The following is a 24,653-nucleotide window of genomic DNA, read 5'->3' as shown; positions in this document are numbered from 1 at the left end:
GGGTCCCACCCCGGCCGCGGGGGCCGGTCAGAAGGCGGGGCGCTCGGGGTCGAGGGCGGGCAGGCCCTCGGTGGGGGAGGAGGCGCGGGCGAAGTGGCGGCGCGGGATGCGGCCGGCGCGGTGGGCGAGGCGTCCCGCGGTCACGGCGTGCCGCATGGCCTCGGCCATCAGGACGGGCTCCTGGGCACGTGTCACCGCGGAGGCCAGCATGACCGCGGCGCACCCCAGCTCCATCGCGGACGCGGCGTCCGACGCCGTCCCCGCGCCCGCGTCCAGGATCACCGGCACCCCGGCCTGCTCCACGATGAGCTGGAAGTTGTGCGGGTTGCGGATGCCCAGCCCGGAGCCGATGGGCGAACCCAGCGGCATGATCGCGGCGCAGCCCGCGTCCTCCAGCTTCCTGGCCAGGACCGGGTCGTCGTTGGTGTACGGGAGGACCGTGAAGCCGTCGTCGACCAGCGTCTCCGCTGCCTCCAGCAGCTCGACCGGGTCCGGCAGGAGTGTGCGTTCGTCGGCGACGACCTCCAGCTTGATCCAGTCCGTGCCCAGGGCCTCGCGCGCCAGCCGGGCGGTCAGCACGGCCTCGCCCGCCGTGAAGCAGCCCGCCGTGTTCGGCAGGACCCTGATACCCAGCCGGTCGAGGACGGACAGGACCGAGCCGCGGACCGTCGGGTCGAGGCGGCGCATCGCCACCGTCGTCAGCTCCGTGCCGCTCGCCAGGAGCGCCCGCTCCAGCACGTCCAGGCTGGGCGCGCCGCCCGTCCCCATGATCAGCCGGGAGTCGAACGCGGTGCTGGCGATGGTCAGCCGGTCGTCAGCCATGGTCAGCCTCCTTGTACGGCGGTCAGGACCTCGACCCGGTCCCCGTCGGTCAGTTCGGTCGCGGGCCACTCGGTGCGCGGGACGACCGTCTCGTTCACGGCCGCGGCCACCCCGCTCGGCGCGCTGGTGAGCGTGGCGACGAGGGCGTCCAGCGTCAGGGGCGCGGTGAGCGCCCGCGGTGCGCCGTTCACGGACACGGTCACGGTCGGTGCGTGGGTGGTCATGACACTCCTACGGGGGCGAAGCGGGCGGGCGTGAACGCGTGGGCCTCTCCGGGGAGCTCCCCGGAGGTCAGGAGCGTCCCCATCACGTCCCCGGTCACCGGGGTCAGCAGCACGCCGTTGCGGTGGTGCCCGGTCGCCAGCAGCAGTCCCGGCAGGGCCGAAGGGCCCAGCAGCGGCGCGTTGTCGGGCGAGCCGGGCCGCAGGCCCGCCCGGGTCTCGGTGAGCGGCAGCTCCGTGATGCCCGGCACCAGCTCGTGCGCGTCCCGCAGCAGCTCGTAGACCCCGCCCGCGGTGACGGTCGTGTCCCAGCCGAGCTCCTCGCTGGTCGCGCCCACCACCAGCTCGCCGCTCTCCCGCGGCACGAGGTACACATGGCTGCCCCGCACCACGGCCCGGACCGTGCGGCTGAGGAACGGCGCGTACGCCTCCGGCACGGACAGCCGGACCACCTGGCCCTTCACCGGCCGCACCGGCGGCACGGCCTCCGCAGGGACCCCCGCGAGGCGGCCGCTGCGGCTGCCCGCCGCCAGCACCACCTGCCCGGCGGCCACCTCCGTGCCGTCCGCGAGGACCACGCCGCGCGCCCGGTCACCGGCCACGGACAGCCGCTCCGCCCAGGCGCGGTGGAACACGACCCCGGCCCGGCCGCACGCCGCGACCAGCGCCGCCGCCAGCCGCCGCGGATCCACCTGGTGGTCGCCGTCCACCCGCAGCCCGCCCCGCACGCCGGGCGCCAGCATCGGTTCGAGGCGCCGGCACTCCCGCCCGCTCAGCCACTCCGAGCGCAGCCCGCAGCGCTGCTGGAGCGCGTGCAGCTCCCGCAGGTGGGCGCGGTCGTCGGCGTCCAGCGCCACGGCGAGGGTGCCGCACGCCCGGTAGCCGACGTCGCGCCCCGTGGCGTCCTCCAGCTCGGCGACGAAGTCCGGGTAGCGCTCCGCCGAGGCCAGGTTCAGCCGCAGCAGGGTCTCCTCGCCGTAGTGCAGCTCGGTGACCGCCGCGAGCATGCCCGCCGCCACCTGGGCGGCGCCGCCGCCGGGCTCCGGGTCCGCCACGGCGGTGCGCAGTCCCCGCTGCGCCGCCCGCCAGGCCGTGACCAGGCCGATGATCCCGCCCCCGATGACGAGGACGTCTGGTGTCGTACCTGCGCTCGTGCGCGACATGGGCGTCCAGCCCCTCCCTTCGCCGGCATGACCCGGATCAGGTTCGTACGGTCGGAGGCGGCGGCAGCCCCCCTCTCAGCCCGGTGCCCCGGGCTCCCGCGAGTGCGTTGGCGGCCAGACTAACCCCACCCGGCCGCGGGCAGTAGGGCCGCCCGCCGCCGGTGCGCCCGCCCGGCGGCACGCCGCCGCTCGCCCTGACGGGCCGTCAGGTGCGTAAGGTGGCCGTGTGAGCGAGCGCCAGAACGAACCGACGCGGCAGAGCGGGAACAGGCACGGAAGGCAGGCCGGCGGGGCCGCGCGGACCGCGGCGGAGAACCCCGCCGAGCGGTCCGTCGTCATCGCCGGTGCGGGCATGGCGGGCGTGCAGACCGCCGTGGCCCTGCGCGAGAAGGGCTTCACCGGACCCGTGCGGATCGTCGGCGCCGAACCGCACCAGCCGTACGACAGGCCGCCGCTGTCCAAGGCGTACCTGCTCGGCAAGGCCGAGGGCTCCGCCTTCGACGTCGACTTCGAGGGGCTCGGCGTCGAGCTCCGCCTCGGCGTGGAGGTGTCCGCGCTGCGGCCGCAGGACCACGAGGTCGACACGGAGGCGGGTCCCGTCCCGTACGACGTGCTCGTCCTCGCCACCGGCGCCGTGCCCACGGCCCTGCCCGGGACGGCGGGAGTGCCCGGCGTCCACCTGCTGCGCACCCTGGACGACGCGGAGCGGCTGCGCCCGGTCCTGGCCGGGAAGCACGACGTGGTGGTGGCCGGCGCCGGGTGGATCGGAGCCGAGTTCACCACGGCCGCCCGTGAGGCGGGCTGCGCGGTGACCGTCGTGGAGGCCGCCGGGCACCCCCTCGCCGGGGCACTGCCCGCCGAGGTGGCCGCGCCGATGGCCGGCTGGTACGAGGAGAGCGGAGCCCGGCTGCTGACGCACGCGCGCGTGGCGCGGGTCGAACCGGGCCGGGTCGTGCTCGACGACGGCCGCGAGCTGCCCGCCGAAGCCGTCGTCGTCGGCATCGGCGCACGGCCCGCGACCGACTGGCTGGCCGGCTCGGGCGTCGCGCTCGGCCCGGACGGCTCCGTCACCGCCGACGACCGGCTGCGCACCTCGGCGCCGGACGTGTACGCCGTCGGCGACTGCGCTTCCTTCCCGTCCGCCCGCTACGGCCGGCGGCTGCTCGTCCACCACTGGGACAACGCCCTCCAGGGCCCCCGCACGGTCGCCGCGGACATCCTGGGCGAGGCCGGTGCGCCGTACGACCCGGTGCCGTACTTCTGGTCCGAGCAGTTCGGCCGGTTCGTCCAGTACGCCGGGCACCACGAGGCCGCGGACACGACCGTGCGGCGCGGCGACCCGGCCGACGCCGCCTGGTCGGTGGCGTGGCTGCGCGGGGACGCGCTGGTGGGCCTGCTCGCGGTGGGTCGGCCGCGCGACCTCGCCCAGGGGCGCCGGCTCATCGAGTCGGGCGCCCCGCTCGACCCGGCGCGGGTCGCCGACCCGTCGGTGCCGCTCAAGACGGCGGTACGCGGCTGAACCCGGCGTGCCGCACTCTCGCGGCGGGTCCCGGCGGCGCCTCCCGGCGCGGGGCCGGGAGACGCGCGGGCCGGGCAGGGGCGGCCCCGACCCGGTGAGGGGGAGGGCGCGGGCCGCCGGGGGCGGTGGGCGGAGACCGTACGGGGCGCGACCCGGCGGTGCGCCGCGGCGCGGCACGGAGGGGGAGCGCCCGCCCCGCGGGACCGCCCCGGAGACGTGCCCGAACGGGCGGGGCGGGGCGCTGCGGGGCGGACGCGTCCGGCCGTGGCCGGCGGGCGGCAGGGGGGCCGAGGGGGCGGTGCTGCCTCGGAAGGCCCGGCCCGGGTACCGGCTGTCAGTGGGGGATGGCAGGCTTGTCGTGTGACCGAGATTGACGCGAACATCGATGCGCTCGTCCCTGCCTGGCTGCACCTTCCCGACATCGCCGAGCTGCTCGACGTCGAGGTGACCCGGGTGCGGCAGCTCGTCAAGGAGGGCCAGCTGATCGCCGTGCGCCGCGGCGAGAACCGCACGCTCCAGGTGCCCGCCGCCTTCATCAAGGACGGCCGGGTCGTCAAGGGCCTCTCCGGGACCCTGACCCTCCTGAGGGACGACGGTTTCACCGACGAGGAGATGCTGGAGTGGCTCTTCACGCCGGACCCGTCCCTGCCGGGCACGCCCGCGCAGGCCCTGGCGGAGAACCGCGGCACGGAGGTGAAGCGCCGCGCCCAGGCGCTCGCCGTCTGATCCGGAACCGACGCAGCACACACCGACACCGGGCGGTGCGCGCGGCCGGGGCCCCGTGGCCCCTGCCCGCGCACCGCCCCACCACCGGGGGGAACACCGCCTCATGTCCACCACCGCCGCAGCCGCCGCCGGATCCGTCCGCGACCGGCTGGCCGACGCCCGGCTGTACCTGTGCACGGACGCGCGCACCCGGCAGAAGGACCTCCCCGAGTTCCTGGACGCCGTGCTCGCCGCCGGTGTCGACATCGTGCAGCTCCGCGACAAGGGCATGGAGGCGGGCGAGGAGCTGGAGCACCTCGCCGTCTTCGCCGACGCGTGCCGCCGGCACGGCAGGCTGCTCGCCGTGAACGACCGCGCCGACGTGGCGCACGCCGCCGGCTCCGACGTCCTCCACCTCGGGCAGGGCGACCTGCCCGTCCCGGCCGCCCGCGCCGTCCTCGGCGACCGGGTGCTGATCGGGCGGTCGACGCACGCCGAGGCCGAAGTGGACCGGGCGGTGGCGGAGCCCGGTGTGGACTACTTCTGCACCGGACCCTGCTGGCCCACCCCCACCAAGCCCGGCCGGCACGCTCCGGGTCTCGGCCTCGTCCGGTACGCGGCCTCCCTGCCCCAGGAGCGGCCGTGGTTCGCCATCGGAGGCATCGACGCGGGGAACCTGGACGAGGCCCTGGACGCCGGCGCCCGCCGCGTCGTGGTGGTCCGGGCCGTCACGGAGGCCGACGACCCGGCGGCCGCGACCGCCGAGCTCGCCCGCCGGATACGGGAGCGCGCCGCCGGATAGCCGGTCGCGCCGGGGACGCACGGACCGGCTGTGTCCACATGGCGGAACGTCGAGGGGGCCGAACAGGCCATTTGGCGCGCTTACCGTCCGCAGTGTGGACAAGATTCCGACAAGTCGGATGAATCCCCCTGCTCTGGTTGGGTGAGCGTTCCCCCGGTGGCTAACCTGCCGGTATGGCCCTAGGCACACCCTCCACCAGGACGGACCGCGCCCGCACCGTGCGCGACCTGCTCGCGAGCGGCACCACGTACTCCTTCGAGTTCTGGGCGCCCAAGAACGAGAAGGGCGAGCGGAACCTCTGGAACGCGCTGCGCCGCGTCGAGGCGGTGGCCCCGAGCTTCGTGTCCGTCACGTACGGCGCCGGAGGGTCGACCCGCGAGGGAACGGTCAAGGCCACGCAGGACATCGCCGCCGACACCACGCTCACGCCGGTCGCCCACCTGACGGCCGTCGGCCACTCCGTCGCCGAACTGCGGAACATGATCGGCCAGTTCGCCGACGCGGGAATCCGCAACATGCTCGCCCTGCGCGGTGACCCGCCCGGCGATCCCATGGGCCCGTGGGTGCCGCACCCGGAGGGCCTTCACTACGCCGCGGACCTGGTCCGCCTCATCAAGGAGGCCGGCGACTTCTGCGTCGGCGTCGCCGCGTTCCCCGAGATGCACCCGCGGTCCACGGACTGGGACACCGACGTCCGCCACTTCGTCGACAAGTGCCGGGCCGGCGCGGACTACGCCATCACCCAGATGTTCTTCGACCCCGAGCACTACCTGCGCCTGCGCGACCGGGTCGCCGCCGCGGGCTGCGACACCCCCGTCATCCCGGAGGTCATGCCGGTCACCGCGGTCCGGCAGCTCGACAGGCTGCCACAGCTCAGCAACGCTCAGTTCCCGGCCGCCGTGAAAGAGCGGATCCTCGCGGTCAAGGACGACGCAGCGGCTGTACGCTCCGTAGGTCTAGAGTTCGCGACGGAGTTCTGCGCACGGTTGCTGTCCGAGGGTGTGCCCGGACTGCACTTCATCACGCTCAACAATTCCACGGCGACGCTGGAGATCTACGAGAATCTCGGACTGCACCCGCAGTCCTGACCGGCCGTACCCGTCAGTCCCCCTGGCTGCGGCCGAAGGAGAGGGGCGGGCATGGATTGGTGGACGGTCCTCTACGTCGCGTTCGGCGTTGTCGCGCTGTGGCTGCTCGGCGAGGTACTCCTGCAGTACAAGGCACGGCTGCGCTGGAGGCTGGTCGCCTTCTTCGGCTTCCTCGGCGTCGTCGCCGGCGTCTTCCTGTCCTCCATCCCGCTGATCATCGCCGGTGCCGTCGCGTTCGGCGTCGGCCAGACCTGCGTCACCCTGTCGTTCCTCCGCGGCTTCTCCACCGGTTGGGCGCTCGGCGGCCGTCCCGGCGCCAGCCGCCGCCGCAGGACCGCACCCAAGGACGCCGGGCCGACCCTGGAGGTCTCCGGCCTGGAGTACGCGGACGACGACCGCGACCGGTCGGACCGGGACCCCGGCGCCTCTCAGGACACCGGCCACGACACCGCCGCCCAGGAAGCCCTGCCGCCGACCGGGGACACCGGAGCGTACGGCCCGTACGGCGCGGAAACCACCGACCCGTCCACCGCCACGTCCGAGTACGGCGCGTACCCGGACTACGGCACGGGCGACTACACCGGTGCGTACGGCTACGGCTACGGCGGCGAGCAGCAGGGCTACGCCGCTTACTCCGACCCGTACATCGGCACCACCACGACGGCCGCAGGCCAGCCCTACGGCACCCCCGCCTACGACGACCACGGCAGCGGGCAGCAGTTCGCCGACCCCTACGCAGGGCATTACGGCACGGACACCCCGCCCGGCGGGGTCTGGGTGCCGCCGCAGCGCGACGCCCCACAGCCCTACCCGCCGCAGCCGCAGGACCAGCCGGGCCCGTACGACTACGACCAGACCGGGCAGACGTACCGCTACTGACCGCGGACCCCTCCCCACCACGGGGCTCCCCGTCCCACGGCCTCCAGCGGCTGCCGGCCTTCCCGGCCGTGGGCCCCTCCGGCCTGCGGCCCCTGCCGACGGGCACGTCCCGCGCCCCGCGGCGACGTCGGCGCCCCCGCGGCCGACCGCCTGCACCACCAGGAGACCGACCGCCCTGTGAGGTCCGGCGGTCGGGTGCGGGCGCACGTCCCGCGGTGCGCGCCGGAGACCGGGCCCCTCCGCGGCGGCCCGCGCCGGCGGGCCCCGCAGCGGTCACCGGGATCCGCGGAAGTCCGCGCCCTCCCCGATCAGGCCCGTCACCAGTGCGCCCGACATCCCCGCGTGCGCCAGACCGCCGCCCGGGTGGGCCCAGCCGCCCGCGAAGTACAGCCCCGGCAGCGGTGCCGGGTTCGCCGCGGGCAGCAGCGCCCCGCCCGCACCCGCCAGCGCCGGGCCGGGCACCGCGTGCTCCCCCGTCTCCCGGAAGGTGTCCGCGGGGGTCCGCACCTCACGCCACAGCACCCGCTCGCGCAGACCCGGTACCGCCGCCTCCGCTGCCTCCGTCATCCGGTCCGCGAACGCCTCCACGGCCTCCGGCCCGATCCCCCCGCCGCCCCACAGGCCGCCCGCCGGGACCGTCGCCGTCACCGTCACCGCCTCGTGCCCCCCGTCCGGGCGCAGCGCGGGATCGTCCGGGCGCAGCACCGTCACCGTGGGCCGCTCGGGCAGTTGTCCGCCCCTCGCGAGGGCCGACGACTCACCGCCCGAGGGCGGCGCGTGGACCACCGTCCTGTGCGCGGCCTGCTCGTCCCGCGCCCCGCGCAGCGCCAGGCACACCACGACCCGCCCGGTCCGCACCCCCGACGCGAACCGCGGCGGGCCTTCCGCCGACCCCGGCAGCACCCGCTCCCGGTACAGCGCCGGCACCGGCGCCCCGGCCACGACGTGGTCCGCTTCCGCGAACCGCCCGTCCGCCAGCTCCACCCCGGCCGCGCGCCCGTCCTCCTCCCGGACCCGCGCCACGGCCGCCCCGAACACGAACGTGACCTTCCGGGCCACGCACCGCTCGTACACCGCGTCGGCCAGCAACCGCAGGCCCCCGCGCACGTACCACGTGCCGAACGTCTGCTCCATGTACGGCAGGACGGCGGCGGACGGGGGCGCGGAGGCCGGGGCCAGCCCGTACGCCAGGGCGTACCCCTCCAACAGTGCTGCGAGCCGCTCGTCACCGAGTTCCCTGCGCCCGACCTCAGCGAGTGTGGCGGCCCTCCGGCGCAGCAGCCCGGTCGGCGGCGCGGGGTACGGGTCGCGGGAGAACGGCGACGGGTCGAGCGGCAGCGGCTCCTCCAATAGGGGCCGCCGCGACCGGTCCCACGCCTCACGCGCCCGGTTCAGGAACGCCGCCCACCGCTCCCCGGAACCCGCGCCGAGCGCGCCGTCCAGGGCCGCGACGACCCCGGCCCGGGAGGCGTTCGGCAAGGACACCGCCGAGCCGTCGGCGAAGACGTGCCGGCTCGCCGGGTCCACCTGTGTCAGCTCGACGCACGCCTCCAGCGGCTCCTTGCCCGTCTTCACGAACAGGTCCCGGTAGACGGCCGGCAGGTGCAGCAGACCCGGTCCGGTGTCGAAGGCGAAACCGTCCCGTTCGAACCGGCGGACCGACCCGCCGTACGTCTCCGTCCGCTCGTACACCGTCACCCGGTGGCCCGCCACGGCCAACCGGGCGGCAGCCGCCAGGGCGCCCATCCCGGCGCCGATCACCGCAATCCGTGCCATGCCAGGACTCTATAAGCCGCCGTCGGAGGCCCGCCCCGGCAGGTGCCGGGAGCGGGGACGGGGTCGCGGGCAGGGGCGGCTGGGGACGGCTCAGCCCGTCGGGGGCGGTGGGACCGGCCCGGCGGCGGCCATCCGCTTCTCGGCGCGCCGCTCCGCGCGCCGGCGCCGGAACCGCCTGATGCGGCCGACCAGGAACAGCACCGCGGCCACGCCCAGCGCCAGCAGGACGGCGGCGATGACCGCCGCGGCCACCGGGTTGAAGACGGCGAAGGTGATGAGCCCGGCGACGCCCAGGTCCTCGGCGAGGCTGACGGCGATGTTGCTGACCGGCTCGGGGGAGGTGTTGACGGCCATGCGCGTACCGGCCTTGACCAGATGGCTGACCAGCGCCGTGGTGCCGCCGACCGCACCCGCCGCCAGCTCCGGCAGCGAGCCGCTCTCGCCCGCGAGCAGGGCCGCCACGACGGCGCCCGCCAGCGGGCGGACCACGGTGTGGACGGAGTCCCAGGCGCTGTCGACGTAGGGGATCTTGTCGGCCACCGCCTCGACCAGGAAGAGGACACCGGCCGCGATCAGGACGTCAGGGCGCTGGAGCGTCTCGGGGACGCCCTCCGCGACACCGGTCGCGCCGAATATGCCGAGGAGCAGGACCACCGCGTACGCGTTGATCCCGCTCGCCCAGCCGCTTGTGAAGACCAGGGGGAGTACGGACACGAGCGTCGATCGTAGTCAGCGGCGCGGGCTCTGAGTATCCGTACTCATCCCGCGGGATGAGTAGCGATGCGGATGGGCCGCGGCCCGTCGGGACGGAAGAGTGGGGACCACGGAAGGACGCGGTGCCGGCGCCGCCGACACGGGGCGGCGGAGCGGGTGCCGCGTACCGACCGCACGGGGAAACGGGGGAACGGGGGAAGACCGGGGGAACAGCGCGCCGGTCCGGCGGGGCTCGGGGGGATCGAGCCTCGCCGGACCGGCGCCTTTCTGCGTCCCTGCGGTGCACCGGGCGGGCGCGCAGCGAGGCCGCCGCTCAGGCGCGCCGCAGGCGCGGGCCACCCGAGGCGCCCCGCCGGCCGCGGTCCGGTCCCGGGTCGGTCGTCCTGGACCGGTCGGACCGTGCGCCGCCCGTCAGTGCCGGCCGCTGACCCTCCCGTGCAGGAGCCGCGACAGCGCGGCGTGGACATCGTCGAGCGACCGCTCCCGCTGGAACGCCTGCCAGTCCAGGGCGGCGACGAGCACCATCCCGACCAGCGCGGCGGCGGTGAGCGGGATGTCGATGTCCCCGCTCAGCTCGCCGTTCTCGACGCCCTCGCGGAGTACGTCCTCCACGACGGCGACCGCCTCCTGGCGCACCACCAGCAGCGTGGACTGCCAGGCACGGTTCGTGCGCCACAGCTCGGCGACGTACAGCTGGGTGAAGGCCGGGTACCGGTCGATGAAGACCAGGCCGGCCCTGATCATCGCGTCCAGTGCCTCCACCCGGGTCCCGCCGCGCTCCGCCGTCTCGTCGGCGGCGGAGCGCAGCGAGGCCGTGAGCAGCCCGACACCGTGCCGCAGCAGCTCCTCGAAGAGCTCGGTCTTGCTCTTGAAGTTGTAGTAGACCGTGCCCTTCGCGACCCCGGCGCGCTCGGCGATCTCGTCGACCGTCGTCGCCGAGAAGCCCTGCTCGGCGATCAGGGTCACAGCCGCCTCGTACAGCTTCGTACGGGTGGCCTGCCGTCGGGGGCTCTGCGTGTCCATGGCGTCGATTCTCACAGCTCCGGTGGGTCCTTCCTGCCCGTGACAGGCTCAGAGGCTCAGCTCGGGGTGCAGACGGTCGAACGTCCACACCTGCTTGCGTCGTGCGGACAGGGCCGTCAGGGCGAGGGCGCCCACCGTGAACGCGGCCAGGACCGCGCACGCCTGCCAGACCGGGCCCGTGCCGCCGCCCGTGATCAGCCGCCGCAGCGCCTCGACGACGTACGTCATCGGCAGGTAGGGGTGGATCGCGTTGAAGAAGCCCGGGCTCGTCTGCACGGGGTAGGTGCCGCCCGCCGACGTGAGCTGCAGCATCAGCACCGCCAGCACCAGGATCCGGCCCGCCGCGCCGAAGCGCGCGTTCAGCCACTGGATGATCGCGGCGAAGCACCCCGTCACCAGGGCCAGGAAGGCCACCGTCCCGGAGGCGCGGGCCATCTCCAGGCCGAGTCCCCAGTGCAGCACCGACATCAGCGCGGCGACCTGGAGCAGCCCGATCGCCGCGACGGGCAGCCAGCCCGCGAACGCGATCCGCCACGCGGAGGCGCCCGCGGCGAGAGCCCGCCGGTTCATCGGCTGGATCAGCATGTACGCCACCATCGCGCCGACCCAGAGGGACAGCGGGATGAAGTACGGGGCGAAGCCGGTGCCGTAGTTGGCCGCCTTGTGCAGCGACTGCGAGGCCAGCTTGACCGGGTCGGCCATGACCTCCGTACGGCGCTCCCGGTCCTCCTTGCCGTAGTCGGGGATCTGCTCGACGCCCTTGTCCAGGCCGCTGGCCAGCTCCTTGGAGCCGCCCTTGAGCTGGTACAGCCCGCCGCTCAGGTCCGTGGCGCCCTTCTTGATCCTGCCGAGCGCCGAGTCGAGGCTGACGGCGCCGTTCTTGCTCTTGGTGATGCCCTTGTGCAGCTCCGACATGCCGGTGGCGACCTTCTGGGCCCCCGTGTTCAGCTCGTTGATCTTCGAGACGGCGTAGTCCACGTCGCTGGTCAGGTGCGGTGCCCGCTTGGCGAGGTCGTCGGCCTTCTTCTGGAGGTCCTTGAGCTGCGCGTCGAGCTTCTTCAGGTCGCCGCCGCTGTCCTCGGCGATCTCCGCGAGGTCGTCGGCGATGACCGCGACGTCGGCCGCGGCGACCTTGGCGTCCTTCAGGCCCTCGCACACCTCGGGGGTGGGGTCGACCAGGCCCTCGCCCTTCTCGCAGTACTTCGTGTGCGCGGCGGTGAGCCGGTCGGCGGACACATGCGCGGCGGTGCGCGCCGCGGGACCGCGCTCCACGATCCGGTCCAGGTTGTGCTGCGCGGCCTTGGACGTGTCGGAGACCAGGCGCGCGGTGTCGCCGATCTTCTTGCCGTTGTCCCGCAGGTACGGACGCGCCTGCGCCGCCGCCCCGTTGACCCGGTCGGCCAGCTGCTGGGTGCCCTTGGCGATCTCGCGGGTGCCGGTCACCAGCTCGGAGGCACCGGAGTCGATCTTCTTCAGACCCGTCGCCAGGCCGCTGCTGCCGTTCTTGGTCTTCCCCACGCCGTCGACGAGGTCGTCCGAGCCCTTCTTGGCCTTGCCGACGCCGTCCTTCAGGTCGTTGGCGCCCTTGGCGGCCTTCTCCGTCGCGTCGTGGATGTCGGAGAACGAGATGAAGATCTTGTCGAGGAACGAGCGGGACGACTTCGTGGACGCCGCGGTACGGACCTCGGAGAACACCGACCGGGAGATCTGCCCGACGATGTAGTTGTTCGCGTCGTTGGTCCGCACCTCCAGCGCGCCCGTCTCGGGGGAGTCGCCCGAGCTGGACGAGATGCGCGCACTGAAGTCGGCGGGCATGGTGAGCGACAGGTAGTACGTGCCGTCCTCGACGCCCTCGCGGGCCTCGGCGTCGCTGACCTCGTGCCAGTCGAAGACCGCGCTCTCGCGCAGGCCCTCCGTGATGTCGTCGCCGGCGTTGACCTTCTTGCCGTCGACGGTGGCGCCCCGGTCGTCGTTCACGAGCGCCACCGGGATCCGGTCGAGCCTGCCGTACGGGTCCCAGAACGACCACAGGTACAGCGCGCCGTACAGCAGCGGCAGCAGCAGGATCGCGACCAGCGCGGCGCGCGGCAGCTTGCCGCGCCCGAACCGCCTGAGCTCAAGCGCGGCCAGTTTCGGCGAGCGCATCCGCCGCCCCCTCCTCGGTCTTCCCGGGGTCCCCGGTGTGGGTGTGCCGGCTCCCGGCGGCGGTGGTGCCACCGGTGCCGTCGGTACGTGTCTTCGCGGTGACGGCAGGGGCCTCCCCGCCGTCACCGGTGCCGCCCTCCGTACGGATGACGGTGTCGGCCTGCGCGGGTGCCTCCGCGCAGACGGCCAGCACCGTGACGCCGCTGTCGGCGATGGCGCGCAGCGCCGTCCACACGGCCGCCTCGTCGGCCTCGCCGAGCTTCAGGTCGGTGTCGTCCACGGCCAGCAGGCGCGGTTCGCCGACGAGCGCCAGGGCGAGCGACAACCGCAGCGCCTCCAGCCGCTCCAGGTCGCGCACGGAGGTCCGCTCGCCCTTCGGCAGGCTCTGCGGGTCCAGGCCCGCGGTCGCCAGGGCCGCGTCGATGCGGCGCCGGTTCTCGGCGGCGCGCTCGGCGCGCGGGCGCAGCAGGGCGAGCGGGGAGCCGTCGAAGCGCCGCCGCAGGAGCGCCGCCTCCCTCAGGTGCTCTCCCACCGTGAACGCCTGGTCCAGATCGGACACGCCGGGCACGTGCGCGAGGGCGCTGATCCGGCGGACGGCGGCCATCTTGCGGGGCAGCCGCAGCCCCCCGACGTCGGCGTGGCCCTCCTTGATCCGCATGCGCCCGGTCAGGGCGAGGAGCAGGCAGGTCCTCCCCGTGCCCGACGGCCCGGCGAGCGCGACCAGCGACCCGGGTGCCGCCGCGCCGGACACCCCGCGGAACGCCCACCCGCGGGGGCCCTTCACCCCGAGGCCCTCCACGCGGACGGCCGCGCCGCGGTCCGGGGAGCCCGTCCCCCTGGAGCGGTCGTCGTCCGCGGTGCTGCGCGTGTCGTCCTTCGCGGTGCCCACGACGGCGTTCGCGGACCCGGCCCTGCGGGAGCGCACCCTGCCCGCGGACCGGCGGGCCGGGGCTCCGGCCGACCCGGTGCCCGGGACGGCGGAGACCGCGGTGCGAGTGGCCGCGGTGCGGGCGGTGGGTGCACCGGCTGTCGCGGCGTTCCCGGACGCGGCGGCGCCCTCGGAGGAGTCCCGGGGGGCCGGGGCAAGGGCCGCCTCCGGGGTGCCGGCGTCCTGGTCGCTGCCGCCTTCTGCGGCGGCCGGCGCGGCGGATCCCTTGGCCGCGTCCTTCGCGGTACGCACGGCCCCGGTGCCTCTCGCGGCGCGCCCGCCGCGCGCGGCGGTGTCCCCGGCGGCTCTGGTACCGGTGGCGGGCTGCTCGGCCGGACGGTCGGCCGGGGCGGCCGACGGCGTGCCGTCGGCGCGGATGTCGGCAGGGCTCTCTGTGTCCGGGCTCTCCACGGACCTCCCCCAACTCTTTTGAACTGACCAGTCAGTCCAAAAGCTACAGCTTGTCGAAGATCATGGCAAAACCGCAGGTCAGAGTGGATTGTCAGTGGTGCGGCGCACCCTGGACGCAGACGATCGACGTGCCGTCCCCCGACGCCAGGAGGTCCGCTATGGCGAGCGACGTCCACCCCGTGCCGCGCCGCGCCGCCGCGCCGCCCGCCGCACGCGACCTGCTCGCCCGGGCGCGCGCCGGCCTAGCCGAAGCCGCCGCCCTCGACGAGCCGAACGAGCGGTACGCCACGGCCCACCTCGCCGCCCTGCGCACCGCCGCCGCGGTGATCGCCGTGCGGGGCCGCCCCGAGCGGGACCCCCGCGGCCGCCGCCGGATCCGCAGTGCCTGGGACGTCCTGCCCGAGACCGCACCGGAGCTCGCCGAGTGGAGCGCGCTCTTCGCCGCCGGCGCCGCCCGCAGGGCCCGTGCGGAAGCCGGCATACCGGGCGCGGCCACCGCGCGGGACGCCGACGACCTGATCCGCGACACCGGCATGTTCCTGCGCCTCGCGGAGCGCCTGCTCACGCCGGGCGGGGCACCGCGACCGAGGACCTCCCCGGAGGCCATAGGCTGGGACGGTCCGTAGACCGTCACCGAGGAGTCAACTGCCGTGTCGGACCCGCAGCGCCCCCGCGCCTCCCTCCGTACCGCCGTGGTGTGGGACGTTCTTGAGGACGCCCTCGATCGCAGGGTCAAGGCCACCGGCAAGGACAGGCTCGACGTCCTCGACACCGGCGGCGGCAGCGGCCACTTCGCGGTGCCTGTCGCCCGCCTGGGGCACCGCGTGACCGTGGTCGACCCGAGCCCCAACGCACTGTTCGCCCTGGAGCGCCGCGCCGCCGAGGCGGGAGTGGCCGACCGCGTCCGCGGGGTCCAGGGCGACATCCACGACCTGTTCGACGTCGTCGAGCGCGACGGCTTCGACGTGGTGCTCCTCCACGGAGTGCTTGAGTACGTGGACGACCCGGCCGAAGGCGTCCGCCTCGCCGGCGAGGCACTGCGTCCCGGCGGCGCCCTGAGCCTGCTCGCCGCCGGCCTCGGCGGCGCCGTCCTGGCCCGGGCCCTGGCCGGGCACTTCACGGAGGCCCGTCGGGCGCTCGCCGACGGTTCCGGGCGCTGGGGCGAGAGCGACCCCGTGCCGCGCCGCTTCACCGCCGAGCAGCTCTCCGAGGCCGTCGCGGCCGCCGGTCTGGACGTCGGCCCCGTGCACGGGGTGAGGATCTTCTCCGATCTGGTTCCCGGCGTCCTCGTGGACACGGAACCGGGTGCCCAGGAGGCGCTTCTCCGGCTGGAGGCGGCCGCGGCCGAGCTGCCCGCCTTCCATGCGGTCGCCACCCAGTTGCACGTCCTGGGTGAAAAGCGCGCCTGAGCCGGGACGGCTCCTGATCAGCGGCGCAACCGCAGATGGAGTACGCCACAGGCGCCCCGTTCACGCCAGGATCCCCGTATGATCGAGGGACACCATCCGGCATGACGGTTCGGACGACGGGGAATCAACGCCTCACCAGCCGAACCGGCATCGCGGTCCGATCGGCAGTTGGCACCCAGGGCGGGTTTCACGGGGGCGATTCCCTGCCTATCCTGAAAGGGCCGCATACCGGTCGCACCCCGCGACCGACGATGAGGAGGACGCCGTGCCGCTCTCGGAGCACGAGCAGCGAATGCTCGAGCAGATGGAGCGAGCGCTGTACGCCGAAGATCCCAAGTTCGCGACAGCGCTCGAGGGAACCGGGTTGCGTACGTACACCCGGCGACGGGTCTACCAGGCCATCGCAGGCTTTCTGGTGGGTATCGCGCTCCTCATGGCCGGAATGGTCGCCCAGTTGATCTGGCTCAGCGTCGTCGGCTTCCTGGTCATGCTCGGATGCGCGGTCCTCGCCGTGACCGGGTGGCGCAAGGCTCCGAAGCCGGGTGAGCAGCCGGCTGCCGGCAGCGCGCCGCGCGGCCGCGCGCAGCGGCAGCGCCGCTCGGTGATGAACCGGATCGAGGAGCGCTGGCAGCGCCGGCGCGACGAACAGGGCCACTGAGCCGGGGCCGCACAGACGGACATGATGGGTGAGGGGTGACCGCTGGGAGCGGTCACCCCTCACCCATGTCCGCAACCTGGCGGAGGTGGCTCAGGCACGGGTACGACCGGACCCCCCTTCTTGCCCTTCGGAAGCTGCACGAGCACCCGGGGCCGGGGCAGGCGGTGCCCTCACCGCACCGCCGAGCCGTGGGAGCGCGCCCCCCGGACCGGCGCGGGCGACGCGCGAGCCTCGCCGCCCGGCCCGCCGCCCCTGCGCTCCCACCCCGGGCTCGTGGGGGCCTTCCCGTGTCCCCCCTCCCCGGCCTGCGGCGGCCGCCCCCGGCCGTGCCGGGCCTACGGCGGCTGCACCGTCCGAACCGAACTCGGGGAGCAGGGGCACTTCATTGCCGGGTTCAGGCAGCGTTTCCCGGTGCCTCACCTCGGGCTCAGGCAGCGGTCACCCAGGTCGCGCAGGGCGCGCGGCCGCGGCCTGCGGCCGCGGCCGCAGGCTGGGGCGAGGGCCGTTCAGGTCGCGCAGGGCTCCTGCCGGGCTCGACCGGCTCCCGGCCGCAGCGCCCGGCCGGGTGTCCGGCCGCTCCGCCGCTCCGGCGCGGAGGAGCACGGCCGGGCCCCGTTTCTCAGCCGCGCTGGCGCGACGGGCGCCCCAGCAGGGTGGACCAGGCGCGGGCCGGCCCGGTGCGCAGTGCCGTCAGCCGACGCCCGAGGGCGGCCCAGCGGTCCGCGAGGGCCCAGCCGACACGGGCCGCGGACCGCGGCGCCAGCACGGCCCGCAGTCTGGGCCCACGGCCCAGCCGGGCACGCAGCCCGGCCCGTATCCGAGCGGCGTCCTCCGCGAGGCCGGGCGTGGCCCGCGGCAGCGGCGCGTACAGCACCTGCTCCACCGCGCCCGCCACCCGGTGCACCGCCTCGGTGGCCGCTCCGTCCAGCTCGCCGAGCCGCACCAGCCGGTCGGCGGTACCGCGCGCCGTCAGTGACCCGTCCGGGGCGATCCCGTGGTCCCAGGCCGTGTCGACGACCTCCTCCCACACCGCGAGGGTGCGGGCCACCACGTCGTCGGCGGTCCGGCCCCGGGGGCCGAGCCTGCGGGCCCGTACCCGCCGCCGCCAGAGCATCGGCAGCAGCGGGACCAGCACCACGGCCGCGGCACCGGCTGCGACCAGCAGCAGCGGGCCCAGCGCCGCGTCGGAGTCCTGTCCCGGCCCGCCGCCCTGCGGCGAGGCCCCGGGGCAGGGCACCGTCCCGGCGAGCAGCGGGGCGCCCGAAGGCGCCGCGCAGCTGTCCGAGGGCGACGGTCCCGCCGCGGATGGGGCCGCCGATGCGGCCGGCGCGGAGGACGCCGGCGCAGGGTCCTCACCCTCCGGGGCACGCGGCCGCGTGTACTCCGGCGTGGAGCCCCGCGACGGCGTCGGCTCGAAGCGGGTCCAGCCCACTCCCTCGAAGTAGAGCTCCGGCCAGGCGTGCGCGTCGCGGATCCCCACGGAGACCGTGCCGTCCGCCGTCGCCCTGCCCGGCATGAAGCCCACGGCGACCCGTGCCGGGATGTTCAACGTGCGGGCCATCGCCGCCATGCTGAAGGAGAAGTGGACGCAGAACCCTTCCTTGTCCTTCAGGAACCGGGAGATCGCCGTGACGCCCGTGCCGGACGACACCTCGACGTCGTAGCGGAAGCCGCCCTTCGTGGTGAACCAGTCCTGCAGCCGCACCGCGCGCTCGTAGTCGTTCGACGCACCTGCCGTGACCCTCAGCGCGGTGGCCTTCACGTCCGCGGGCAGCGAGTCCGGCACCCGCGTGTACTCGCGCAGCAGGGTGCCGGGCGCCTCGGGGGCGGCGGAGAGCTGCTCGGCCGTCGGGGTCACGGCCAGGCTGCTGACGGAGTACTGCACGCCGCTCGTGGTCTGCCCGTCGTCCCCGACGAGCATCCGGCCCACCGGCTCGTACCGCCAGCGGCCGGCGATGTCCACGGCGGTCGCCGGGAACGGCATGGGCAGCCACTTCTGCTCGTACGCACCCGACGCGGAGATGTTCGTCGTGATCTCCGTCGCGCCGACCCGGCCGCTCAGCCCCGCGGGCCCGGGGAGCCGCTCCGGCACGTCCTGAACCGCCCGCACGGAGGTCTTCCAGGCGGTGCCGTCGAACTGGTCGAGCGCGACGAGCCGCAGGTACAGCTCATCGCGGTCCTCCGCGGTGCTCCGGTAGCGCAGCACTTCGCGGTCCGACGGCTGCTTGAGGCTGTCCTGCAGGGACACCAGCGGGTTGACCGCCGAGATCGTGCCTCCGTTCGCGCCCTCGCCGCCCCCGCCCTGGTTCAGCAGACCGCCGCCCATCGACGGCAGCGCCGCGGGCACGGCCACGGCGATGCCGAGCGCGACGGCGCCGATCCGCCGGCCGGTGCGCAGCGGAGCCGCCGAGCGGGACGCCGGGACTCCCGGCCGGAGCGGGCGCCCCGTGCCGCCGAAGACCCGGCCCCACTGCGTGAGCCGGTCCCGGCCCTCGGCCAACAGCAGCACGAGGTACCCCGCGGCGGCCAGCAGGAACCACAGCCAGCTGAGCCCGCCCCCGCCGGACAGCCCGGCCGCCACCGAGTACAGGGCGAGCAGCGGCAGTCCGGCCGGGGCCGCGCTGCGGAAGGTCACGGCCAGCAGGTCCACCGCCAGGCCGATGAGCAGCACCCCGCCGACCAGCATCAGTTCGATGCCGTCGGTCGTCGGCGCCGGGATCGCGTACTGCCCGACGTCGTCGGCGCCCCGCGTCAGGAGCGTGGCGAACCACTCGAAGGTCTGCGGCGTGGGCAGCAGCCCGGCGAGTGCGTGGTCCCGGGCGAACACCAGCGTGAGCAGCACCAGCACCACCGCGACCTGGAGCAGCGCCGTCAGCGGGCGGGCCAGCGGCACCCGGCGTGCCAGGACGCCCGCCGTGCAGACCACGGCGAGCAGCACTCCCGCGAGCACCAGCCAGTCGCCGCCGTTGACCAGCGGGATCAGGGCGCACGCCGAAGTCAGCGTCGCGAGAAGGGCACATACGGAGAGTCGTACGTCCGTGCTCATGACCAACCCCCCGAGTGGCCCGCCGTCTCCTCGGAACCTGCGGCGCCGCCCGGGGTGTGCCCGGCGTGCCGCCACAGGTCGGCGAGCTCGTCGCCCGGCCGCACCGCGACCGCCGTCCACCCGGCCTGCCGCAGCCGCCGCACGGTGCCCGCACCCGTGCCGGCACCACTGTCGGGGGGCGGGCCGCCGGACCGGGCGCCGGACCAGGCGTGCCGGTCCATGACGAAGGCGACCGCCGCCCCGGACCGCTTGCGCAAGCCGCCGACCAGCGCCGCCTCTTCCTCGTCCAAGGTCCCGAGGAAGGCCACCAGCAGGCCCTCACCACCGTCCCGCAGCACCTCGTAGGCGCCGGAGAGGTCGTCCTCGTCGGAGTGGTCGACCTCCGCGAGCATGTCCATCATCAGGCCCGCGGTCTCCGCCGGGTCGAACCCGGAGGCGGGGTGGCCGTCGGAGCCGTTCCCGGGCATCGTCTCCCCGGTGTCCGTCAGCAGGCGGACCTTGTAGCCGCGTTCCAACAGGTGGGTGACGGCCGAGGCGGCGCCGGAGACCGCCCACTCGAACGGCGCGGTCGGACCGCTGCCCTCGTAGCCGACGGCCCGGGTGTCCAGCAGCACGGTGCAGCGGGCCTGCTGGGACTGCTCCTCGCGGCGCACCATCAGCTCCCCGTACCGGGCCGTGGACCGCCAGTGCACCCGGCGCAGGTCGTCGCCGTGGCGGTAGCCCCGCGGGATCACGTCGTCCTCGCCGGACCGGGCCGGCGAGCGCTGCCGCCCGTCGCCGTACCCGGGAGCCTCGCCGGCCAGCCGTACCGGCGGCAGCGCCTCCGTGCGGGGCACGACCGTCAGCATGTCCTGCGCGGCGAACGAGCGGGTCAGCTCGCACATCCCGAACGGGTCGCCCAGCCGCAGCTGGAGCGGTCCCAGCGGGTAGCGGCCCCGCAGGTCGGAACGCACCCGGTACGACACCTCGCGCTTGCCGCCCGACTCCACCCGGTCCAGGACGAACCGCGGCCGCGGCCCCAGCACGTACGGCACCTGGTCCTGGAGCATCAACAGGCCGGTGGGGAGCCGGGAGACGTTGTCCATGCGCAGTTGCACCCTGGCCTCCGAGCCCGCGGGCACCCGTTGCGGCGTCAGCCGCCGCCCCGCCGTGACCCGGTAGCGGGTGCGGTACAGCACGGCCACGCACACCAGCGGCAGCACGGCCAGCAGCAGCCCGACCCGCAGGAGGTCCGTCTGTCCGAGCACGTAGGCGCAGACCGCCGCCGCCATGCCGGCGGCCAGGAAGGACCTGCCGCGGGTGGTCAGTCCGCCGAGGGCGCCGCGCAGCCCGCCCCTGGCCGGGCCGTCCGGCCCGGCGCCGGGTGCCTCGGCCGTCATCACAGCCGCCGCAGGCCGGGGTGCCGCTGGCCGTAGTAGGCGCCGGCCGGCGGCTGGCCGCCCGCCGCGGGCACCGGTGTGCGCTGCAGGATGTCCACGACGACCTGCTCCGCGGTGCGCCGGTTCATCTGTGCCTGCGCGGTGAGCAGCAGCCGGTGCGCGAGGACGGGCACGGCGAGCGCCTGCAGGTCGTCGGGCAGCGCGAACTCGCGGCCGCTCAGCATCGCGGACGCCTTCGCGGCGCGCAGCAGGTGCAGCGTTGCCCGGGGGGAGGCGCCCAGTCTCAGCTCGGGGTGGATCCGGGTCGCCCCGACCAGGTCCACGGCGTACCGCTGGACCGCCTCCGCGACGTGGACACCGCGGACCGAGTCGATCAGCTTGAGGATGTCGTGGGCGTGCGCGACCGGCTGGAGCCCGTCGAGCGGGGACGCCGAGCCGTGCGCCGCCAGCATCCGCAGCTCCGCGTCTGCGCTGGGGTAGCCCATGGAGACGCGCGCCATGAAGCGGTCCCGCTGCGCCTCGGGGAGCGGGTACGTGCCCTCCATCTCCACCGGGTTCTGCGTGGCGACCACCATGAACGGCTCGGGCAGCTCGTACGAGCGCCCGTCCACCGTGACCTGGCGTTCCTCCAGTGACTCCAGCAGTGCGGACTGGGTCTTCGGCGAGGCACGGTTGATCTCGTCGCCGATCACGATCTGCGAGAACACCGCGCCCGGCTTGAACTCGAACTCGTGGCGCTGCTGGTCGTAGATCGAGACGCCCGTCACGTCGGACGGCAGCAGGTCCGGGGTGAACTGGATCCGCGTCACGGAGCAGTCCACGGACCGCGCGAGCGCCTTGGCAAGCATCGTCTTGCCGACCCCGGGGACGTCCTCGATCAGCAGGTGGCCCTCGGCCAGCAGCACGGTCAGCGCGAGCCGCACGACCTCGGGCTTGCCCTCGATCACCGCCTCGACCGACCGGCGGATCCGCTCCGCCGCGGCGGTCAGGTCCTCCCCGGCGTCCGGCTGCGTCCGTGCGGGGGCGCCCCCACCGTTCGCTCGGTCGTCATAGGTCGTCACCCGGCCCTCCTCGGCCCATCGTCGGGGGGCCGTCGCACGACACTCCGCGGCGGGGCCCAGCTCAGAAACACGGACACCACCTCCGGACCGGCGACCGTTCCGGAGGAGGTGTCACTCCCGCATTCTTGTTGTCGTTCAGCGCGGTGTCACTCGCCTGTGGATAAGTGTGGGCGATATGTCAGCTGTTGGTCGGTTCCGTCCGGTCACTCAGTGCTGCTGTGCCGTCTCCTGCCCGTCCGACGACGCCGGGTCGACCTCGCGGAGCAGGCCCGTGGTCACATCGAAGACGAAGCCCCGCACGTCGCCGGTGTGCTGGAGGAACGGCGACGTCCGCACGCGCTGCATCGACTGCCGCACGTCCTGGTCCACGTCACGGAAGGCCTCCACGGCCCAGGTGGGGCGCTGCCCGACCTCCTGCTCCAGTTCGTCGCGGAAACCCTCGGTGATCTTCTCCAGGCCGCACCCGGTGTGGTGCACGAGGACGATGCTGCTGGTCCCCAGGGCACGCTGGCTGATGGTGAGCGAGCGGATCACGTCATCGGTGACCACGCCGCCCGCGTTGCGGATGGTGTGGCAGTCGCCGAGGTTGAGGCCGAGGGCGGCGTGCAGGTCGAGGCGGGCGTCCATGCAGGCCACGACGGCGACCTTCAGCACGGGCCGCGCATCCATGCCCGGGTCGGTGAACTCCGAGGCGTAGTGACGGTTTGCCTCGACGAGGCGGTCCGTGACCGTCCCGCCCGTCCGTCCGGCGTGCGTCGAGTCGGTGGAGAGGTGCGCGGAAGTCGACATGGCTACGACGTTAGTGGGCACCCGCCGGACGGGCCCGCTGTGAGAGTGGGACAAAGGACACCAAGGGCCCAGGGTGTGAGGTAACCCACAGGTGAGGCGTCCTCTGTCGGGCAGGGGATCCGCCCGTTTCCTCCCCGCCCGCGCCGGCCTCGGGCGACGCGCTGTCCGGTTGATTGACCAGGCCGGGCGGTCGACTAGAGTGGCGCGGAGTTCACGGGAGGCCAGGGGGCGCCGAGCGGATTCCGCCGGTGACCGCGGTCCCCGCTCCGCGTGTGCGGGCAGTACGGACCAGCGCGGACCTGGCAGTACGTACGCCGCGCCGGACCTGAGAGGGCAGATGACAGGGCGCGATGGGGGTGCCGCCGGGTCGACCGGGACGGAGCTCCCCGAGAACGACGGCGGCGGACGACCGGACGGGAGCGACCGGCACGTTCCCGTGATGCTCCGGGAGTGCCTGGACCTGCTCGCCCCCGCCCTGGAGCAGCCGGGCGCGGTCGTCGTCGACTGCACCCTCGGCCTCGGCGGTCACAGCGAGGCCCTGCTCACCCGGTTCCCCGAGGCCCGGCTCGTCGCCCTCGACCGGGACACCGAGGCGCTGCGGCTCTCCGGGGAGCGCCTCGCCCGCTTCGGCGACCGCGCCACCCTCGTCCACGCCGTGTACGACGAGCTCCCCGAGGTGCTCGACCGGCTCGGAGTCCCCCGCGTGCAGGGCGTCCTGTTCGACCTGGGCGTCTCCTCCATGCAGCTCGACGAGGCGGACCGCGGCTTCGCGTACGCCCAGGACGCCCCCCTCGACATGCGCATGGACCAGACGACCGGCATCAGCGCCGCCGAGGTCCTCAACACCTACCCGCCCGGCGAACTCGTCCGCATCCTGCGCGCGTACGGCGAGGAGAAGCAGGCCAAGCGGATCGTGGCCGCCGTGGTGCGGGAACGCGAGAAGGAGCCGTTCAGCCGCAGCGCCCGCCTCGTCGAACTGATCCGCGACGCCCTGCCGCAGGCCGCCAAGCGCACCGGCGGCAACCCGGCCAAGCGCACCTTCCAGGCCCTGCGCATCGAGGTCAACGGGGAGCTGTCCGTGCTGGAGCGGGCGATCCCCGCGGCCGTCGCCGCCCTGGCCGTCGGCGGGCGCATCGCCGTCCTCTCGTACCACTCGCTGGAGGACCGACTGGTCAAGCAGGTGTTCGCGGCGGGCGCCGAGAGCACCGCGCCGCCCGGGCTCCCCGTCGTGCCCGAGCAGTACCAGCCCCGGCTCAGGCTGCTCACCCGCGGCGCCCGGCTCCCCGACGACGAGGAGGTCGCCCGCAACCGCCGCGCCGCGCCGGCACGACTGCGGGGCGCGGAACGGATCAGGGAGGACGTGTGACGAAGGCAGGACCCCTGAAGGGGCGGGCGGCCCGGCTCGCCGGTCTCCTCCCGTCCGGGCCCAGCACCGCCGCCCGCACCCCCTTCGTCCTGCTCGTCGTCCTCTTCCTCGGCGGCGGCCTCATCGGCCTGCTGCTGCTCAACACCTCCCTCAGCCAGGGCTCCTTCAAGCTGCTCGAACTCAAGAAGAAGACCACCGCCCTCACCGACGAGGAACAGGCCCTCCAGCGGGACGTCGACGCGCGCTCGGCCCCGGACGCCCTGGAGCGCCGCGCCCGCGAGCTCGGCATGGTCCCCGGTGGCGGCCCCGCCTTCCTGGAGCCCGACGGCACCGTGCGCGGACTGCCGAGCCCTGCCCCCACGCCCACCCCGTCGCCGGCCCCGGACCCCGACCCCGCGGCGCACGGTCCGGCGGACGTAGACCCCGCGCAGGGCCCGGGGGCCGCGGCGTCCCCGGCCGGCGGCTCCACGACCGCCCCGCAGGCCGCCGACCCGGGGCAGCCTCCGGCCGCCGACCCGGCCGCGGCCGGCGCGACGCCGCCCGCCCCGGCCCCCGCGCCCGGGGCGCAGGAGGCACCGGGCCCGCAGGGGACCGAACCGCAGACGACGGAACCCCGGGCGGCGGCACCGGAAGCGACGACACCAGAACCGACGACCTCCGGCAGGTGACGCAGTGCCACCCCAGGAACCTCCGCGCCGCCGCGTCCCCCGCCCGGCCCCCGACCGCGGCGGTCCCGCACGACGCACCCG

At 75.0% G+C, this 24,653-nt stretch carries 22 protein-coding genes and 1 riboswitch; of the genes, 10 read left to right on the top strand and 12 right to left on the bottom strand.

The annotated features are described in order from the left end of the window. Nucleotides 1–27: 27 nt before the first annotated feature. The 3 genes from BJP40_RS22525 to thiO all read right to left on the bottom strand — a co-directional run bounded on the left by BJP40_RS22525 (nt 28) and on the right by thiO (nt 2,206). Nucleotides 28–822 (bottom strand): thiazole synthase, encoded by a 795-nt coding sequence (locus BJP40_RS22525; protein WP_071281904.1) that lies wholly within the window; start codon nt 820–822, stop codon nt 28–30. Between the two features lie 2 nt (nt 823–824). After that, nucleotides 825–1,046: a sulfur carrier protein ThiS gene (thiS, locus tag BJP40_RS22520; RefSeq protein ID WP_175499998.1), complete on the bottom strand. Its 222-nt coding sequence runs from the start codon at nt 1,044–1,046 to the stop codon at nt 825–827. Continuing rightward, a complete protein-coding gene (thiO, locus tag BJP40_RS22515) occupies nt 1,043–2,206 on the bottom strand; it encodes a glycine oxidase ThiO (RefSeq protein ID WP_071281903.1) in 1,164 nt (387 codons plus the stop codon). The genes thiS and thiO overlap by 4 nt, the downstream gene beginning before the upstream one ends. Further along, nucleotides 2,204–2,316, bottom strand: a riboswitch (TPP riboswitch). It overlaps the preceding gene by 3 nt. Nucleotides 2,317–2,543: 227 nt before the next feature. On the opposite strand from thiO, the gene BJP40_RS22510 reads away from it, so the two are divergent. The 5 genes from BJP40_RS22510 (at nt 2,544) to BJP40_RS22490 (ending at nt 7,199) form a co-directional block, all read left to right on the top strand. Next, nucleotides 2,544–3,725, top strand: a complete 1,182-nt coding sequence (locus BJP40_RS22510; RefSeq protein WP_264296676.1) for an NAD(P)/FAD-dependent oxidoreductase — start codon at nt 2,544–2,546, stop codon at nt 3,723–3,725. 360 nt (nt 3,726–4,085) lie between these two features. Further along, nucleotides 4,086–4,451 (top strand): Rv2175c family DNA-binding protein, encoded by a 366-nt coding sequence (locus tag BJP40_RS22505; RefSeq protein WP_071269130.1) that lies wholly within the window; start codon nt 4,086–4,088, stop codon nt 4,449–4,451. Nucleotides 4,452–4,554: 103 nt separating this feature from the next. After that, a complete protein-coding gene (gene thiE, locus BJP40_RS22500; protein WP_071281902.1) occupies nt 4,555–5,232 on the top strand; it encodes a thiamine phosphate synthase in 678 nt (225 codons plus the stop codon). A gap of 173 nt (nt 5,233–5,405) precedes the next feature. Continuing rightward, complete coding sequence (gene metF / locus BJP40_RS22495; protein ID WP_071269132.1) at nt 5,406–6,320, top strand: methylenetetrahydrofolate reductase [NAD(P)H]; 915 nt, start codon at nt 5,406–5,408, stop codon at nt 6,318–6,320. Nucleotides 6,321–6,371: 51 nt separating this feature from the next. Continuing rightward, the gene (locus BJP40_RS22490; protein ID WP_071281901.1) at nt 6,372–7,199 is read left to right on the top strand and encodes a hypothetical protein; all 828 of its coding nucleotides are present in this window, start codon (nt 6,372–6,374) and stop codon (nt 7,197–7,199) included. 273 nt (nt 7,200–7,472) lie between these two features. On the opposite strand, the gene BJP40_RS22485 is transcribed toward BJP40_RS22490, so the two are convergent. The 5 genes from BJP40_RS22485 to BJP40_RS22465 all read right to left on the bottom strand — a co-directional run bounded on the left by BJP40_RS22485 (nt 7,473) and on the right by BJP40_RS22465 (nt 13,656). Then, the gene (locus tag BJP40_RS22485; RefSeq protein ID WP_071281900.1) at nt 7,473–8,975 is read right to left on the bottom strand and encodes an NAD(P)/FAD-dependent oxidoreductase; all 1,503 of its coding nucleotides are present in this window, start codon (nt 8,973–8,975) and stop codon (nt 7,473–7,475) included. A 90-nt stretch (nt 8,976–9,065) separates the two neighbouring features. After that, nucleotides 9,066–9,689 (bottom strand): DUF4126 domain-containing protein, encoded by a 624-nt coding sequence (locus BJP40_RS22480; protein WP_071281899.1) that lies wholly within the window; start codon nt 9,687–9,689, stop codon nt 9,066–9,068. Nucleotides 9,690–10,100: 411 nt separating this feature from the next. After that, the gene (locus tag BJP40_RS22475; RefSeq protein ID WP_071264192.1) at nt 10,101–10,712 is read right to left on the bottom strand and encodes a TetR/AcrR family transcriptional regulator; all 612 of its coding nucleotides are present in this window, start codon (nt 10,710–10,712) and stop codon (nt 10,101–10,103) included. A gap of 48 nt (nt 10,713–10,760) precedes the next feature. Then, complete coding sequence (locus BJP40_RS22470) at nt 10,761–12,857, bottom strand: YhgE/Pip family protein (protein ID WP_071281898.1); 2,097 nt, start codon at nt 12,855–12,857, stop codon at nt 10,761–10,763. After that, on the bottom strand, nt 12,829–13,656 hold the full coding sequence (locus BJP40_RS22465; RefSeq protein ID WP_071281906.1) for an ATP-binding cassette domain-containing protein: 828 nt from the start codon (nt 13,654–13,656) through the stop codon (nt 12,829–12,831). Before BJP40_RS22465 ends, BJP40_RS22470 begins: the two co-directional genes overlap by 29 nt. 698 nt (nt 13,657–14,354) lie before the next feature. Here BJP40_RS22465 and BJP40_RS22460 point away from each other — a divergent pair. The 3 genes from BJP40_RS22460 (at nt 14,355) to BJP40_RS22450 (ending at nt 16,263) form a co-directional block, all read left to right on the top strand. Continuing rightward, nucleotides 14,355–14,822 carry an SAV_6107 family HEPN domain-containing protein gene (locus tag BJP40_RS22460; protein ID WP_071281897.1) on the top strand — a complete coding sequence of 156 codons (468 nt, stop codon included), beginning with the start codon at nt 14,355–14,357 and terminating at the stop codon, nt 14,820–14,822. Between the two features lie 24 nt (nt 14,823–14,846). Continuing rightward, nucleotides 14,847–15,605 carry a methyltransferase gene (locus BJP40_RS22455; protein WP_071281896.1) on the top strand — a complete coding sequence of 253 codons (759 nt, stop codon included), beginning with the start codon at nt 14,847–14,849 and terminating at the stop codon, nt 15,603–15,605. Between the two features lie 265 nt (nt 15,606–15,870). Continuing rightward, on the top strand, nt 15,871–16,263 hold the full coding sequence (locus BJP40_RS22450) for a DUF3040 domain-containing protein (RefSeq protein WP_071281895.1): 393 nt from the start codon (nt 15,871–15,873) through the stop codon (nt 16,261–16,263). Nucleotides 16,264–16,882: 619 nt separating this feature from the next. Here the strand turns inward: BJP40_RS22450 and BJP40_RS22445 are convergent. The 4 genes from BJP40_RS22445 to BJP40_RS22430 all read right to left on the bottom strand — a co-directional run bounded on the left by BJP40_RS22445 (nt 16,883) and on the right by BJP40_RS22430 (nt 22,538). Further along, the gene (locus BJP40_RS22445) at nt 16,883–19,309 is read right to left on the bottom strand and encodes a DUF3488 and transglutaminase-like domain-containing protein (RefSeq protein WP_071281894.1); all 2,427 of its coding nucleotides are present in this window, start codon (nt 19,307–19,309) and stop codon (nt 16,883–16,885) included. Continuing rightward, nucleotides 19,306–20,688 carry a DUF58 domain-containing protein gene (locus BJP40_RS22440; RefSeq protein WP_071281893.1) on the bottom strand — a complete coding sequence of 461 codons (1,383 nt, stop codon included), beginning with the start codon at nt 20,686–20,688 and terminating at the stop codon, nt 19,306–19,308. Before BJP40_RS22440 ends, BJP40_RS22445 begins: the two co-directional genes overlap by 4 nt. After that, on the bottom strand, nt 20,688–21,749 hold the full coding sequence (locus BJP40_RS22435) for a MoxR family ATPase (protein ID WP_079171371.1): 1,062 nt from the start codon (nt 21,747–21,749) through the stop codon (nt 20,688–20,690). The genes BJP40_RS22440 and BJP40_RS22435 overlap by 1 nt, the downstream gene beginning before the upstream one ends. 207 nt (nt 21,750–21,956) lie before the next feature. Next, nucleotides 21,957–22,538 carry a carbonic anhydrase gene (locus tag BJP40_RS22430; protein WP_071281892.1) on the bottom strand — a complete coding sequence of 194 codons (582 nt, stop codon included), beginning with the start codon at nt 22,536–22,538 and terminating at the stop codon, nt 21,957–21,959. Nucleotides 22,539–22,977: 439 nt separating this feature from the next. Here BJP40_RS22430 and rsmH point away from each other — a divergent pair, with 439 nt between their 5' ends. Both rsmH and BJP40_RS22420 read left to right on the top strand, forming a co-directional pair. Next, the gene (rsmH, locus tag BJP40_RS22425; RefSeq protein ID WP_079171370.1) at nt 22,978–23,904 is read left to right on the top strand and encodes a 16S rRNA (cytosine(1402)-N(4))-methyltransferase RsmH; all 927 of its coding nucleotides are present in this window, start codon (nt 22,978–22,980) and stop codon (nt 23,902–23,904) included. Next, nucleotides 23,901–24,572 carry a septum formation initiator family protein gene (locus BJP40_RS22420; RefSeq protein ID WP_071281890.1) on the top strand — a complete coding sequence of 224 codons (672 nt, stop codon included), beginning with the start codon at nt 23,901–23,903 and terminating at the stop codon, nt 24,570–24,572. The genes rsmH and BJP40_RS22420 overlap by 4 nt, the downstream gene beginning before the upstream one ends. Nucleotides 24,573–24,653 lie beyond the last annotated feature (81 nt).

The sequence above is a fragment of the Streptomyces sp. CC53 genome (assembly GCF_001865245.1).
GTDB lineage: Bacteria > Actinomycetota > Actinomycetes > Streptomycetales > Streptomycetaceae > Streptomyces.
This window is presented reverse-complemented; position numbering and strand designations above follow the sequence as displayed.